This window comes from Leptospira sp. WS58.C1 (assembly GCF_040833995.1).
Classification (GTDB): Bacteria; Spirochaetota; Leptospiria; order Leptospirales; family Leptospiraceae; genus Leptospira_B; species Leptospira_B cinconiae.
This window is the reverse complement of record NZ_CP162137.1, coordinates 1076016-1091326: the sequence shown is the minus strand read 5'-3', so window position 1 is coordinate 1091326 and position 15311 is coordinate 1076016. Positions and strand designations below refer to the sequence as shown.

Genomic DNA, 15311 nt, shown 5'->3' with positions numbered 1-15311 from the left:
AACCATCGTCCCAGAATGAAAGCAGTTTTGCGCACCCGTATCTATGAAGAAGAACAAAAGTCTCAGTTTGAGTTTCCGGCGGGAAGAGCCGAGACCAAGAGCAATTGCGGGAATTATAAGTTTTCCTTTAAATTAATCAAGTCTCAGGGTAAATCCACGTACGCTCCCGTTTTAGAATGGATCGCAGAAAAAAGACCTCCGGCAGGTTTGGAACTTTTAACCCTGGAATGGGAACTTCCTTCCCATGGGATTAAAGAAGGTAGGATTTTCAGACATGGATACCAGTCCTGGAGTCTATCCGCTTCCGAAAATTTGGAAGCCGCAGATATCTCTCCCAAATTAGGTTTTTTACAATTCTCCCAAGAAAATATCTATTCTGAACATTCCGGAGAAGAAGGCAACTGGATCTCGGAGGCTTACGTTATCCTATTGCCTAAAAACGAAGACTCTAAATTTTTTGCGGGAGCAATCTCCAAGGGAGAAGAAGGAGTTAAGTTTAAAATCCTGACTTCATCTTCTTCCCCAAAAACCTCCGACCATTTTTTTAGCGGAGATATTCGAGTCGTATACGATTTTTACCGGTTCGAGGATTTTAAAGGGAACAAGCTACCACTCACTCAGATCCGCGTTTCCAAATTTACGGGCGACGAAGCGATCTTTACCAAAAATTATTTTGCGGAACTTGCAAAAAACCTAAAGGTAAAACTTCCGGAAACTCAGGTGCCTACAGGCTGGTGTTCTTGGTATCATTATTACACCAAAATTTCGGAGAAGATTATTCTCCAAAATTTAAAAGAACTCAGATCTAAGAATTTAGGATTAAAAGTTTTCCAAATAGACGACGGGTATCAAGCCGAGATCGGGGATTGGCTGGAAACAAACGATCGTTTCCCCGGTGGAATGGGATTACTTGCCGAAGCGATCCGTTCCGAAAAATTACTCCCAGGGATCTGGCTTGCCCCGTTCCTCGTTCGCAAAAAATCCAAATTTTTCCAAAAATTCCCGGAAGCTGTCTTAAAAGATAGGGACGGAAATCCGGTACCGGCGCTTTGGAATCCGAATTGGGGAATGGATTATACTTACTGTTTAGATGTGACCCATCCCGCGTCTAAAGAATTTTTAGCCACAGTTTTCAAAACTATCGTTAAAGAATACGGATACAAATACCTAAAATTGGACTTCTTGTATTCCGCATTATTGCCGGGTTGGACTTACGATCGAAGCGTTTCACCTCACACTCGTTATGCGGATGCAATTAAGTTCATTCGAAAAGTGGTCGGAAAAGATATATTCCTCTTAGGTTGTGGAGCACCTATGCTTCCTTCCATTGGGTTATTTGATGCAATGAGAATTTCCTGCGATGTAGCCCCTTTTTGGTACAGAGAAAAGTCTAGAATTCTAGTAAAGGATAGAAATGGGCTCTGCACTGAAAGAGCGCTTATCAACGATATTACGAGAGCCTCCATGCATAGGACTCTTTGGTTGAATGACCCGGATTGCCTTTTGGTCCGAAAAAAGAAAAACAGCATGACGGAAGCCCAAACAAAGATCATGGCAAGTATCATGTCTGTCTCCGGGGGAATGTTATTCGTTTCAGACGATCTTTCCCTGGTAAACGAAGATCGTTTGGAATTATTACAAAAAAGTTTAGCTCTCCAATCCAAATGTAGAAGTAAAACTCCTCTTCCTGTGGGACTAGGGACCGAATTTTTTCCGAGTGCTCTCTACAATCCATCCGGTTATTTAGGGATTTGGAATCCAAGCGACGAGAAAAAGGAAATTTTACTCTCCTTATTCTTTCCTTGGGACAAAAAAAATTCCATAGATTATTGGACAGGGAAAAAGCCGGACTCCTTGGAAATAGATTCACGTAAAAAAGTTCTCAAAATTGAAATGGAACCTTGGTCCACAGTGGTCCTCTATTCGGGAAAACAAAGTTGACTCTTACTGAAATCGGGTTGAGAATAGACGTGAACGTGTCAGAAACTTTCTTCCAAAATTCGGAAGATCCAAGGCGAGGTGTATCAATGAAATTTTTTCACAAAATTCTGGGAATAGGTTTCCTAACATTCGGGATCCTACTCTCCCAAAATTGTTTTTTAGATACTATATCAAATTCCATTTCAAAATCTTCGGATTCGTTAGAAAGTCTTTCTAAATCCGTGGTTTCCGTAGTTTCTTCCGTTTCTTCTTCTTCCAAGGATGAGGCTGCGGAAAAAAAAGGATTTAAAAGAGATGTAGAAAATCTAACTGCAATTTATTTACAAACCGGATCCACTCGTTCTTCCGAATTCGAATCCGATCTGGCGGAACTCGCTTCTAAAAACGGAGTGACCAACTGGAAAAATTCAGAAAGCACTTATGTTTCAATCGGAAGAGGATTAAAAAAGGCAGGCGTGGGTGCGGAAGAATTTAAAAATTTTGCGGCAAACGTAAATTCTAAACCGGCGATCGTAAAAGCTTTGGAAAGAGGCTATCTTTCCCTCTAATTTGAGATCGAGCATGTTTAAGCGGCCTTTTGAAAAAGGTCGCTTATATCTTCTCCTTTTAATTCTCCCCTTTACCACCGTTCAGTCCCAAGAAACCTATTTGGATTTCATCTATGTGGATGCAAACACTGGACAATCCAGCGGGGGACATTCCGCACTTCGGTTTGAGGATACGGTTATCCATTTCCAATATTATCCCGACGAAATTTTTAGAGTAGTTCGCGAATCCTACGAGAGATTTTCCTATTCTTATAATACTTATTCCAATCGGACAAGTAAGATCGCGCGTGTAGGGATTTCGGAAAACGATCTGGATAAGATCCGGACCGGGTTTGAAAAATTAGCTCTTATACAATTCAAACATCTTAAAAATCTGGAATCCATTCGAGCGGATGTACAATTTCTAAAAGAACTCCAGTCACCGGAAAAAAATATAGGAATCAAAACGTTCGGATATTTTAAAAAAGAAGAAGGAACCAAAATTTCCTCCCTAAAGGAAAAGCTGAACTCCGCACTCGGCAAAGGTTGGCTGGGAAAGATACGGACCCAGATCAAAAAGGAATTAAACTCAGCTTTCACCGACGGAAAATTCAAATTATTCTCCGAGGCTCCTTCCGTCCAAAACGGAAACTATCCATTTTATAAAGAAGGGATTTCATCCTGGTTTTTACCCAGACTAGAAAAACTTTCCGTTTTAGAGATCCTAGATTTGGAATATTCTCTAGATCCCGAAGCGATCTTTCTCTCTTCTGGTAATTCCTTAAACGAAGAAGAAAGAATAAAAATTGTTTCATTACGAGACTCTCTAGAATTTTCTATCATCGAACTTATCAAAGAAGAAAACTCAAACTGGGGTCATAGTGTACTCGTTAATCTGGCAAGATATTTAGTCTTAGAAAAAAGTTTAGAGGACGGAAAACTTTATTTTTTAGTAACCTTCCCTGAATCAGTTTCCCAAATCACTCCCACTACTTGGTCCAAAGATAAAAGAGGAGTCCAAGCAAGTTCGGAGCTATTATTAGAAGCCTCAAAAACGTTCAGGGAAGAAAGACTAAAATCGGAAAGTTTAACGGAGGAAAACTATCTCACTTGGGAGGATCTGGAAAACAGGGATTGGGAATTAAGAACAGGGTTAAGCAGAGGAATTTCGATCCGAAATACGTTCGATAGACTTTCTCCGGATCTTTCCGGAAGTTTCGTGTTTTCCTTTCCAACTCCGGAATCGCAACTGATCTCCGAATACTTGCACCGTTCCGAAAAAGAAGAAGAAGCATATTATGAGAACTTGAAACGTTTTTATACTTTCAAACTCATCACCAAAAACTGCACCTCCGAGATCTTTGATTCCTTGGAATTTATCTTAAACGAAAAGGATTACGAAACGGTTCTTGGAAAAAGAATAGATCCGCATTCTTCCCTTACTTTTATTCCATTTATCGCATACGATTCCATAACCGAAAAATGGAATGTAAAGGAAGAGACCTTGGAACTTTCTCATAGAAAAGCCGCCTTGGAAAAATTATACGGTTCGAATCCCAATTGGAAAACCTATCTAAAAGAATCCAATGTTTTCAGCTCCGAAATTTATCAACCGAACCTTGATGATCACATGTTCGTATTTTTTACGGATGATACTATCCTTCTAAGGCCTATTTATGGGATCGTAAACTTAGGCTGGGGGATCGGAAATTTTGCTTTGGGGATATTTACGAGCCCATTCGATAAAGGCAAAAGAGCAAAGGACGGACTACAGTCTGCATTCTTCTCCCTGCCTGAATTAGTATTTTTTAATATTCGAAAAGGAACGTTTCCTAACGCAAAACCGGATCGCTCCGAAAGAAAATTAGAGCCTCAAAAGTAGATAACTTGAATCGTCTCTGAATTCCCGAGTAGGTAAACTCACTTTACTAAAAGTGCGGATCGCCTCTTGGTATTCTTCTATACCTAGACCTTTTTTGCGCACTTCTTCCAATTCCTTGAATAAAGGACTAGATAAACTATTCAAAAGGCCGTCACTGTATAAGAACAAAACATCCCCGGTCTCATACGGGATCTCATGAGACTCGAATTCCAAGGCATCCATAATGCCGAGTAATTGTCCCGATTTTTCGTTCAGAAGTTTTTGTCCGGAGGCTTGATATAAAACAGGAAAAGGATGCCCCCCTCTCGCATAACGGATCGTCTTTTTTTCCAGATCGATCACCGCAACAGCAGCCGTCAGGCTATGAGTTCCAATCTCTTGGGCAAGTTCCAGGTTCATTCTTTTCAGAACATTCGAAGGGTCCTGGTTTTCTTTATAAGCTTCTCTTGCAATGCTTGTCATGAGAAGTCCTATCAGTCCTGAAGTCACCCCGTGATCCTCTATATCGCCGAGAAGGACCATTATTTTGTTATCTATCTTAGAAAGAACGTAAAAATCCCCGCTCACGAAAGAAGCGGGAGTATTATCGACAGCCACTTCCAAAGGAGAGATTACGGGAACGGAAAGTATCTTTTTTTGGATCTTAGAGGCAAGCCTTAGATCCCTAAGGATATTTTCGTCCCTCGCTTCCTTCTCCTTTAGTAAAGTATAATAATCCAATGCTCTTTGGGCCGCGATGCGCACGGTCTGAAGAGAGAACGGTTTTAAAAGAAAATCGGAAGCCTTATGAGTGAGAGATGTCACCACATTATTGATATCCCTTTCTCCCGTCATCATGATGACCTGAGTGGCAGGATTCAAATTTTTGAAATAAGGTAGGACGTCCAACCCGCTGGTTTTCGGCATATGGATGTCCAGGAAGACGATAGGGTTGGATTCTTTTTCGAAATATTCCTTACCTTTCTCCACTGAATCGAAAAAAGTGGAATTGTAGCCTAATTTGGAGAGAAGAATTTCCAGGGCTTCTCCTACGTCCCGATCATCGTCTATGATCAGAATTTCAGGCTTAATCGTAATTGATGTCATCTAATCGATCCTAGAAAATTCCCGGGTCACGGAAATTCTGGCAACGATAGAATCATACTGCTCGTCAAACAAGGATTTTTCGAGGTACGGATTGGTCGCAGACACCATTTCTCCGTAACTCCATGAGTATACTGCGGATGTTTGGCGATCTAAAATTTTTCCGGAATGGATTGCCGCAGAAAGAGATCTCAGATTTTCTTTTTTAAAACATCTGAGTAGTGCCCTGAACTCCCCTTCTTTTTCAGGAGATAAATATCTGAAATTTTTATGGAACAGGACCGCATCGTGAAAATATTCAGGAATATTAAAAGCGCCCGCTGCTCCGATCTTTCCGGAAAGTAATCGGATAAAAGAAGTGATCTCGTTCATGATATTCAGGCCCGGATATTCCTGGCCTTCGAAAAGTTTTTTCTTTTCTCCTAATTTTCCGAGCCTTACGTTTTGACTTAAGAGCCAATCGATATAGATCATCGGAAAAGATTCGTTTATCTTTTTAAAAAGAAAGTCGGAGAATTTTAAACGCATATGGACTAAAATTTCGTTCTCTTCCGTTTTGATATAGATACGATTATCAACTTCGGAGATCCCTTGGATCTCTAATTTAGTTTTTTGGAATCCTCTGAACTGCAACATCTCGAACATTCCGGATTGTTCCAAAAGTTCATGCACTTCCTTAGTGGAGAATCGATTAAATAAAGTATCTTCGATCCCTAAATGCGTTTTAAATTCTCTGTTAACGTCTATAAGACCTAATGCCTCAGGATCGATATAACTCTGCCCCGAGGTGGATTTATCTGAATTAGAAAATAGGCTCATGTAATCAAATTAAAGAGGCGAAAACCCTGATCGTATTAAAATGGATTCGCACAGTATCGTGGAAATTTCTTGCATAACCGCCCGCAGGCATGATCACCACAGGAATATCCAAAGAATCCGCAAAAGTTTTTACCGTCTTATCCCTCGCCTTCAACCCATCAAAAGTAAGTTTTAGATCCCCAAGAGAATCGTCCTCGAAAGGATCCGCACCCGCAAAATAATAGATCAGATCCGGCTTGAAGTCGTTTCGGATCCTTTCTAAACCTTCGCTTAAACGAGAAAGATAAACTTTGTCACCTGTTCCGTTCTCCAAAGGTACATCCAGATTGGACTTCTCTTTTTTTGGATATAACTCTTCTTGGTGCATGGAAAAAGTCCAAACCGAAGGGTCTCCTTGGAAAATTCTAGCGTTCCCATTCCCTTGGTGAAGATCCAGATCTATAAATAAAACCTTTCGTTCCGGATATTTTTGCAGATAAAGTTTCGTCGCAATTGCAGCGTCGTTCAGATAGCAGAAACCTTCCGCCCTATCCGGCATGCTATGATGGAACCCACCGCCGATATGATACACGTATTTGTAATTTTCAGTCATCTCAGTCGCAAGAATGGTTCCTCCCACTCCAAGACAAAAACTTCTGACCATAGTTTGATTGAGCGGAAGTTCCGAATACATTGTCCGGTCCGTATATCTTAAATTCATAAAATCGGAAATGAATTCCGGAGTATGGACCAGGCTTAATTCTTCCTCTCCGACCGGAGCCGGTTGGAGTGCAGGCAAGGAAGAAAGTTTAGGATCTTCCTTGACTTGATTGTATATCATTGCGTATTTACGTGCGGGGAATACGTGGGGACCCAGGTCCATATTGTATTCCGGATGATAAACTAGAGCGAGCCGTTCTAACTGTTGGCGCAATTGGGTGTGCCTTTTTTTTCCCAAGCTTACCCTTCCGTTTCGCCCCGTAAAGAACGAAATAGCATTCTTAAATACGTCCAAATTTCCGGAGGTTCCCATTCATGTTTAGCCCTGAAAAAAAAACCAAAATGGTTTGCACTATCGGTCCTTCTTCCTCAGATGAAATTACTATCACTGCACTTCTCCGTGCCGGAATGGACATCGCGAGAATGAATTTCTCTCACGGAATTCACGAAGTTCACAAAAAAGTTTTCGAAACTTTGCGCAAATGTGAATCCGAATCCGGCGTTCCTCTTGGCATCATGGCCGATTTGCAGGGACCAAAAATCAGAACCGGAAAACTCCGGGTTCCCCAAATCGAATTAGAAAAGGGAAACAAGATCAGACTTTTACCCGACGCGGAATACTTAGGAGACTCCGAGGCGGTCGGCACTACCTACCCTGCCATGATAGAAGATCTTCGTTCGGGAGACAAACTATTAGTAGATGACGGTAAACTCGTACTAGAAGTCGAATCCAAATCAAGCAAAGAAGCCGTTTTAAAAGTTATAATAGGCGGAATTTTAAAAAGCAACAAAGGAATTAATTTGCCGGGAACCCCTATCTCCGCACCTGCACTTTCCGAAAAAGACCTGCTGGATCTAAAGTTTGCACTAAATTTAGGAGTGGATTACGTCGCATTAAGTTTTGTAAGACGAGCTTCCGACTTGGAACTTGCCAGAGAAATGATGAGAGGAACACAGACCGGGCTCATCGCCAAAATAGAGAGACCGGAAGCGATCCGTAATATAGACGAAATTTTAGAAGCGGCAGACGGGATCATGATCGCAAGAGGTGACCTCGGGGTAGAAGTGGAAACGGAAAGAGTTCCGGTTTTACAAAAAGAACTCATCTATAAAGCGAACCGTGCGGGAAAACCCGTAATCACCGCGACTCAAATGTTAGAATCCATGGTGGACAACCCACGCCCCACTAGGGCTGAGGCAAGCGATGTTGCAAACGCGGTAATGGACGGAACAGATGCAGTGATGTTATCAGGAGAATCCGCCAGCGGAAAATATCCCGTCGAATCCGCAGAGATGATGGCAAAGATCCTAAGAGAAACGGAAAACTTGGATCGTATTTACGAGATCCACTGGAATTTAAAAAAATCAGAATTAGAAATAGAAAGAGCGGCATTAGGCTCCGCTGCAAGAGAAATAGCACATAGTATCAATGCTAAAGCTATCGTTAATTTTACAAGAAGCGGTTATTCAGCGCTCATCACTTCGGAAATGAGACCGAAGGTCCCTATCCTTTCTTTTACTCCGTATTTAGCGACTGCAAGAAAGATGAAATTATATCGCGGGGTACAACCTTACGTTATGCCCTTTATGGAAACTTTTTTCGATATGATCCGCTATATGGAAACAAAACTTCCTGAAGACGGGATGTTGACTCCTGGAGATATAGTTGTAATTCTTTCCGGAGCTCCGGGAGGAGAAGCAAAGTCCGTGGATTTTTTGCAAATTTATAAAATACGATAATTCTCGGTAAAAATCGGAAAATGGATATATATCAATTCCAAAGATCGGTTTTTTTCTTTTTATCTTCAAAGCAGAGGATAAAAACCGATCATGATCAAATATATTCTAAGTTGGTTCCTTCTCCTTTTAGCCGCTTTGCTGAACGCTGCCATTCGTGAACTGGCTTATAAGGATTTTTTCGAAGAGCATCTCTCTCATCAGATCTCCGTTTTTACAGGGATCATACTTATTTCCATACCGGTACTATACGTTTCCAAAAAATGGCCGTTTAATAATAAGACACATGCCTTTAAAATAGGACTTGTCTGGTTTTTTATGACGGAACTTTTCGAATTTCTAATGTTCTTGCGGGTATCCGAAAATCCATATAAGGATTTCCTAAAAGTGCATAACATTTTTGCCGGAGAATTTTGGATCTTGATCCTGATCTGGGTATTGATCTCTCCCGTTTTACTTTACGGCCCCGTCCATAGATCGATCAAGGTAGATTAGATCATCGTAATACCGGCTTCCGCAAATTTTTTTAAAACTTCTCGGGAGATACTTGCCTTTTGATTCCTCACATCTTTGATGTGAGTCAGATAACGAAGAGAGAATAATACCCCTCCCTCTTCCACGTTTACGTACACGATGGGAGTGGTTTTCCCCAAACGGACCAAATAATTTTTGGAAAGCTCTCTTACGGAATAATCTACCTTACGTTGGTCAATTACGGATCTATTCTTAAGAATGCCGTTTAAAATTTTTTCCGCACTCTCCCAATCTGAGCCGTGAGGTATCTTAATCCTGAACTCGTCCCAAACAAACCCTAATTTTTCCTTCACCACATATACTTTATGAAGAATGATCGTATGGTTCGGAAGATGTACTAAACGATTCGTGGACTGTTCCGACTTAGGATCCTGACTCAACTCCATCAAAGTAAATCTGTTGATCCCTATGTTTACCACGTCTCCTTTCACACCTTCGATCTCGATACGATCCCCTACTTCGAAACCGTTACTGCCGTGTATCAAAAGCCAGCCAACATAATTCAAAGTGATATCTTTTAATGAGATAACGATACCCGCTCCGGCAAGCCCCATTACGGTGGGAAGATAAGACAAACCGGAAAAAATTACGGGAAGAAGGGACACTGCCCCCACAACAACAAATAAGATCCGGGTCACCCTTCTGCGATTGTATCTGACCGCATTATCGGCCGGAGGACTGATCCTATCGAAAGTCAATACGAAAGTTTTATAAACGATTACTAGGATCAGAATGAAATACACGACCAAAACGAGTTCTTCCGTTAAGGATCTTTCCTTCGCATTCAGAAGTGAGATCGGATTTAAGAGCCGAAGTATTTCTTCCATGATAAGAGAACCTACACTAGGTATTACTATGACGAAATCAAGGTGTTTTTGGAAGCAAAGACGCAGAGTTTGAAGGAGAGACTGAGTTAATCTCACACAGAGGCACAGAGCCACAAAGAGTTTCTTAAAAGATTTTCATATTAAACCATAAAGAACGCTAAACTTGGACACTTTCTAATTCGATAATTTCCTACCTCTGAGACTCCGCGTCTCTGTGTGCCAAAAATTTTTGCGCCTCTTCTAAACTCTACGTCTTCTAATCCATTTTTTTCTGCTTTCTGAAAGCGGAAGCGATCTCTTCCAACTCGACTGGAATATCCCAGATCGGATTGCCGGGAGATTGAAGAAGAACAAAACGAACCGAGTTGCCTACATTCTTCTTATCATGAAGAGTATGTTTCGCAACTTGTGCGGATTTACTTTTATCGTGATACGGAAGATCATACGCTTTTAATATTCTTTTTAGACCTTCTATCCAAGAAGGATCCAGACCTTGTTTTTCTGCGGATAAAATGATCGCAGTCAAAAGCCCGATAGAAACCGCTTCTCCATGAGAATATCTTCTATAATTCGTGAGAGATTCTATTGCGTGAGCGGTAGTATGTCCTAGATTCAGGACTTTTCTCAAACCCGTTTCTCTTTCGTCCTGGGAAACTATATTAGCCTTATATAAAATAGAACCTACGATCAGATCCAAAAGTTCGGAAGAAGTATGGTCGTAAACGGATTTATCGTTCGAGCGGACCTTCTCCAAATATTCTCCACCCGATAAAAGCGCGTGTTTTACGATCTCAGCCATTCCACATCTCCATTCTCTTTTGGGCAAAGTGGACAATGCGATCAAAGGTAAAAAAACGAACTCAGGTTGGTAGAAGGAGCCGATCATATTTTTCCCAAGATCGGCATTCACTGCTACTTTTCCGCCCACGGAAGAATCTACGGAAGCAAGTAAGGTTGTAGGAATTTGTGCAAAACGTATCCCTCTTTGGAACGTGGATGCGATAAATCCGGCAAAATCGCCTACAACTCCCCCGCCCAATGCAAGGATCAAACTTTTGCGGTCCGCTCCAAGCTCGATCAGTTTATTATAAACTTCTGCGGTACGAAGGATATGTTTATTTTTCTCGCCGCCCTTGATATAAATTTCGTGGTATGGGATTCCGGGACAGGAAAGTTCCGATTCGTAAAACTTGGAAAACAATCCGGCAAGTTTTCTTTCCGTAAGTATAAATATGGAAGAAATAGGATAAAATCTTTTGATCGTTTCTCCCAAACCTCTGAAGTCCGAATGGATCTGGACCTTATATTCTTTTGAAAATGCTCTGATCTGTACTTCCCGGATAGGATTCATTTATCGTATACCCATTGGCTTCGTATAAAGGGAGCCGGTTTATATTTTCCCGAACTAAGAAAATCCTTAATATCCGGTCTTATATCCATTTCTAAAACCGCTTTCAAAGGAAAATAGCCGAATCCTGTGATCGCTTTCTCTTTCAGGTTCACAGTAGGGTCCTGTTTTTTGACGGTTGCTAAGAATACCAACTGTAGAAGGTGACGATTTCCCTTAGGATCTATAGACTCGTTTAAAAATAGAAAATTGGCGCTGGTGATATCGAGAGAAAGTTCTTCTTTCAGTTCCCTTCTTAATGCGTCTTCTGCGCTTTCCCCGAATTCGATCCCGCCTCCCGGTAATAACCAATAATAGGCATCCTTCTTTTTTTGCTGCAAAAGAAGGATCTCCCCCTTTCGATTTCGGATCAATGCGGCCACTCTGACCCTCAAACCTTTCTTTTTAAAAAAGAATTCCATTAGATTTCTTTAAACCTTGATCTTTAGGGCCTTCAATAATTGTTTCGCTGCATCTTGTTCGGCGAACTTTTTGTTCTTTCCCTTACCTTCCGCAGAATGTTTGTCCCGGATAGATACACTAACGTAAAAGGTCTTTTCGTGATCCGGCCCGGTCTCTTTTATTAATCTGTAAGACGGTAAAAGTCTGAATTTTTTTTGGCAGATTTCCTGGAGGATGGATTTATAATCCGTAGCCTCTTTTACCTTATCGGAATTTTTAATGTATTCTATTAGATGTTCTAGTATAAACTTCTCCGCCGCTTCCATTCCTTGGTCTAAATAAATCGCACCGACCAAGGACTCGAATAGATTGGCTCCCAGTTTTTTTTGTGCGCCTCCCTGGCCCTCTCCTTTTCCGAGTAGTACGTAAGAAGTTAGTCCCAACTTTTCACTGAGACCGTTTAACATCGCGGTGGAGACCAAGGTTGCTTTTTTTCTGGATAGCTCGCCTTCACTTGCGGAAGGATTTGTTCGATACAAATATTTTGCGACAACCAGACCTAGGACCGAATCGCCTAAGAACTCTAATCTTTCGTTGTCTTCTTTATATTCGGGATTTTCGTTCCTAAAAGAACTATGTATGAATGCAATTTCTAAGTAAGAAGGTTTATTAAATTTTAAACCTAGTTCGGACGCAAGTAAGGAAGGATCCTTAGGATCGGATTCGGTTTTATTTTGAATGTATTTTTTTTTTATCAAAGGATTTTGATAAAAGGAAGGAAAGACTTCCGAGTTCCCGTAAAAGAACCCGGAGGTCCAGTCAATTAGGACTTTAGAGTGTCGATGAACTTAATTACGTCTCCGACGGTTTGGATCTTTTCAGCATCCTCATCGGAAATTTCAACGCCAAACTCTTCTTCAAGAGCCATAACGAGTTCAACTGTGTCAAGAGAGTCTGCACCGAGGTCATCAATGAAGTGTGCTTCAGGAGTCACTTCGGACTCGTCCACTCCAAGTTGCTCAACGATAATAGACTTAATCTTTTCGAAATCTGCCATTTGTTTCCTCCGTACCACCGGAGTGGTATGTAAGTTTTAGTTAGGTTTAGAATCGGGGATGAATTCATCCACCGATTTTTAAACATTTTTTTCTCAAATGTTTTGGCAAGCGTTAACGGATTGGAAACGGGAAAAAAACAGAATAATATCCAAGTCTCTTTTTCATTTTTTTTCAAAGAAGATGTTCTATTGCTCACGAATTCGATCGACTCAAACTATCGAAAATTCCGATCCAGTCCCTTCCCCATATTCAAATAATCGAAAAGTCACATTTCTAATATTCGATGCAAAAACCGATCTCGTTCATCCATTCGAACGCCGTTCGGGTTTATAATTTTATGCAATATGATGAGAACCTTTCTAAGAAAGGTTTTGTTTGTTCTGCAAAAAAACAAAAGCCCGGAAAATTCCGGGCTCTCTGCCTGATTGATTCGGATTTGGATCCGAATAACTGATTAGGCTTGGACTCCTGGAAGGAATCCCCCACCGTTCACTTCGATCAATTGTCCTGTAATGAAGGAGGAAAGATCGGAAGCTAAGAACGCGATAGTATTCGCGATATCATCCGGTTGTCCTGCTCTCTTCAAAGGGATCGCAGCTACCATTGCGGTGCGGATCTTTTCAGGGATCGCGTCGGTCATCTCCGTAGCGATAAATCCCGGAGCAATCGCATTACAACGGATCTTACGACCTGCCATTTCCAGCGCGACAGCTTTGGTCAAACCGATTACCCCCGCTTTCGACGCGGAGTAGTTGGTTTGTCCGATATTTCCGTTCACTCCTGCGATGGAAGAAAGGTTGATAATGGATCCGCCGTTCGGATTTTTTGCCATAAATTTTACGGCAGCTTGGGTGCAGTTGAAAGTTCCGGTCAGGTTCACTGCGATTACAGCGTCCCATTGTTCCTGTTTCATTCTGAGCATAAGAGTATCTTTAGTGATACCTGCGTTGTTCACTAGGATGTCAATTGAACCGAAATTATCCACTACAGCTTGGATACCAGCTTGTGCGGATTCCGCGTTTGCTACGTTTACAGCGACTCCGATCGCTTTTACACCTGTAACTTTTGCGATCTCTTCCGCAGTAGCTTTACTTGCCTCTTCATTTAAGTCGGCGATAACAACATTTGCGCCTGCTTGCGCCAGTTTAAGAGCGGTTGCTTTACCGATTCCGCGGGCAGCCCCGGTTATAATGGCGTTTTTGCCTTTCAAATCGATCATTGGTTTTTTCCTTACCAGATTCTGCGGTTAGCGTATTTTTCGGGCCTGGGGGGTCAAGTGATTCTGGGCGTAGCGTTCACCTTGGAAGTTTAGGAAAGTTCGCACAGAGACCACGAAGTTCACGGAGATAAGAGCCCACAAAACCTTCTGTGTTCTCAATGCCCTCCGTGCGAAATAATCTTGTTATTGGATTAAAACTTTGCCTTTTCGATATCTTCTTTGATACGCTGGTTCACATCCCTTTCAGCACATTCTACCACCACTCGGATGGCATTTCGGACGGCATGTGCATTGGAAGAACCGTGACCTATCAAACAAGTCCCATCCACTCCGAGAAGAAGCGCTCCACCGTATTCGGCGTAATCCAATCTTTTTTTGATCGCTGTGAATGTAGGTTTGAGAAGAAGGGCCCCCGTTTGGGCAAGGCTTGACTGAGCGATACTTTCTCTTAAGACGCTGAATATGGATTTGGAAAGACCTTCGGTTGCTTTCAGTACGATATTGCCGACAAAGCCGTCGCAGACCACAACGTCCACGTCCCTTCCTCCACCATAAAGATCTCGTCCTTCTACATTTCCAACGAAATCGATCGGTAGTTTTTTGATAAATTCGAAAGCCTTTAAGGTGACCGAGTTTCCCTTCTTATCTTCTTCTCCGTTGGATAAGATCCCGACCTTAGGTCTGTGAATATTAAATATGAGTCTAGAGTAGATCTCTCCCATAATTGCGAACTGGGCCAAATACTCGGGCTTACAATCCACATTTGCACCTGCATCTAAAAGTAGTGTAGGAGCTCCTTTTTCTCTTGGGATCGGAGCGGCAATCGGAGGCCTAAGTACTCCTGGGATTCTACCGAGATACAATAGTGCGGCCGCCATAGTAGCGCCCGTATTCCCAGGAGAAAACATTCCAACGCAAGTTTTGTCCGCAACGAGCTGAGCTGCCTGCACAACGGAAGAATCTTCCATTGCACGCACCGCAATGGATGGAGAATCATTCATGCCTATAATCTCACTGGCATGGACAATCCTGATCTTGTTTGTATCGTATTCGTATTTGAGGAGGATCTCGCTGATATCTTCTTCTTTACCGACGAGTATGACGTTTCTGCCGTCTTGATTTACCGCGCTAACGGCCCCTTCTACGATCCTGTCAGGACCGTAGTCGCCGCTCATTGCATCGACGGCGACCCACAT

Annotated in this window: 15 protein-coding genes; 5 read left to right on the top strand and 10 right to left on the bottom strand. The window is 41.9% G+C overall.

Annotation, left to right across the window (positions count from 1 at the left end; translation table 11 throughout):
• Positions 1-15: 15 nt before the first annotated feature.
• The 3 genes from AB3N61_RS05050 to AB3N61_RS05040 all read left to right on the top strand — a co-directional run bounded on the left by AB3N61_RS05050 (position 16) and on the right by AB3N61_RS05040 (position 4350).
• Entirely contained in the window at positions 16-1941 is a 1926-nt protein-coding gene (locus AB3N61_RS05050) for a glycoside hydrolase family 36 protein (RefSeq protein WP_367898635.1), read from the top strand.
• Positions 1942-2027: 86 nt separating this feature from the next.
• On the top strand, positions 2028-2489 hold the full coding sequence (locus AB3N61_RS05045; RefSeq protein ID WP_020771464.1) for a putative lipoprotein: 462 nt from the start codon (positions 2028-2030) through the stop codon (positions 2487-2489).
• Positions 2490-2589: 100 nt separating this feature from the next.
• Positions 2590-4350, top strand: a complete 1761-nt coding sequence (locus AB3N61_RS05040) for a hypothetical protein (protein ID WP_367898634.1) — start codon at positions 2590-2592, stop codon at positions 4348-4350.
• Here AB3N61_RS05040 and AB3N61_RS05035 read toward each other — a convergent pair.
• From AB3N61_RS05035 to AB3N61_RS05025, 3 genes are read right to left on the bottom strand one after another with little or no spacing between them, the layout of a single operon-like run.
• Positions 4333-5436, bottom strand: a complete 1104-nt coding sequence (locus tag AB3N61_RS05035) for a SpoIIE family protein phosphatase (RefSeq protein WP_020771160.1) — start codon at positions 5434-5436, stop codon at positions 4333-4335. The two genes, AB3N61_RS05040 and AB3N61_RS05035, sit on opposite strands and share 18 nt — an antisense overlap.
• Positions 5437-6252, bottom strand: coding sequence for a hypothetical protein (locus tag AB3N61_RS05030; protein WP_020771377.1), 816 nt, complete (start codon positions 6250-6252; stop codon positions 5437-5439). It abuts the gene before it with no gap.
• A 4-nt stretch (positions 6253-6256) separates the two neighbouring features.
• Positions 6257-7165, bottom strand: a complete 909-nt coding sequence (locus AB3N61_RS05025) for a histone deacetylase (protein WP_198289335.1) — start codon at positions 7163-7165, stop codon at positions 6257-6259.
• Between the two features lie 101 nt (positions 7166-7266).
• Between AB3N61_RS05025 and pyk the strand changes: the two genes are divergently transcribed.
• Both pyk and AB3N61_RS05015 read left to right on the top strand, forming a co-directional pair.
• Positions 7267-8691, top strand: a complete 1425-nt coding sequence (gene pyk / locus AB3N61_RS05020; protein WP_020771213.1) for a pyruvate kinase — start codon at positions 7267-7269, stop codon at positions 8689-8691.
• A gap of 90 nt (positions 8692-8781) precedes the next feature.
• On the top strand, positions 8782-9183 hold the full coding sequence (locus AB3N61_RS05015; RefSeq protein ID WP_367898633.1) for a hypothetical protein: 402 nt from the start codon (positions 8782-8784) through the stop codon (positions 9181-9183).
• Here AB3N61_RS05015 and AB3N61_RS05010 read toward each other — a convergent pair.
• The 7 genes from AB3N61_RS05010 to plsX all read right to left on the bottom strand — a co-directional run bounded on the left by AB3N61_RS05010 (position 9180) and on the right by plsX (position 15311).
• Positions 9180-10049, bottom strand: coding sequence for a mechanosensitive ion channel family protein (locus AB3N61_RS05010; protein ID WP_020771173.1), 870 nt, complete (start codon positions 10047-10049; stop codon positions 9180-9182). The genes AB3N61_RS05015 and AB3N61_RS05010 overlap by 4 nt on opposite strands.
• Before the next feature lie 256 nt (positions 10050-10305).
• Entirely contained in the window at positions 10306-11400 is a 1095-nt protein-coding gene (aroB, locus tag AB3N61_RS05005; RefSeq protein WP_367898632.1) for a 3-dehydroquinate synthase, read from the bottom strand.
• Complete coding sequence (locus tag AB3N61_RS05000; RefSeq protein WP_020771136.1) at positions 11397-11858, bottom strand: NUDIX domain-containing protein; 462 nt, start codon at positions 11856-11858, stop codon at positions 11397-11399. Before AB3N61_RS05000 ends, aroB begins: the two co-directional genes overlap by 4 nt.
• Before the next feature lie 9 nt (positions 11859-11867).
• Complete coding sequence (rnc, locus tag AB3N61_RS04995; RefSeq protein WP_020771440.1) at positions 11868-12596, bottom strand: ribonuclease III; 729 nt, start codon at positions 12594-12596, stop codon at positions 11868-11870.
• Positions 12597-12661: 65 nt separating this feature from the next.
• Positions 12662-12895 carry an acyl carrier protein gene (gene acpP / locus AB3N61_RS04990; protein WP_008594933.1) on the bottom strand — a complete coding sequence of 78 codons (234 nt, stop codon included), beginning with the start codon at positions 12893-12895 and terminating at the stop codon, positions 12662-12664.
• Between the two features lie 455 nt (positions 12896-13350).
• Complete coding sequence (fabG, locus tag AB3N61_RS04985) at positions 13351-14115, bottom strand: 3-oxoacyl-ACP reductase FabG (protein ID WP_020771203.1); 765 nt, start codon at positions 14113-14115, stop codon at positions 13351-13353.
• A gap of 191 nt (positions 14116-14306) precedes the next feature.
• Positions 14307-15311, bottom strand: coding sequence for a phosphate acyltransferase PlsX (gene plsX / locus AB3N61_RS04980; RefSeq protein ID WP_020771335.1), 1005 nt, complete (start codon positions 15309-15311; stop codon positions 14307-14309).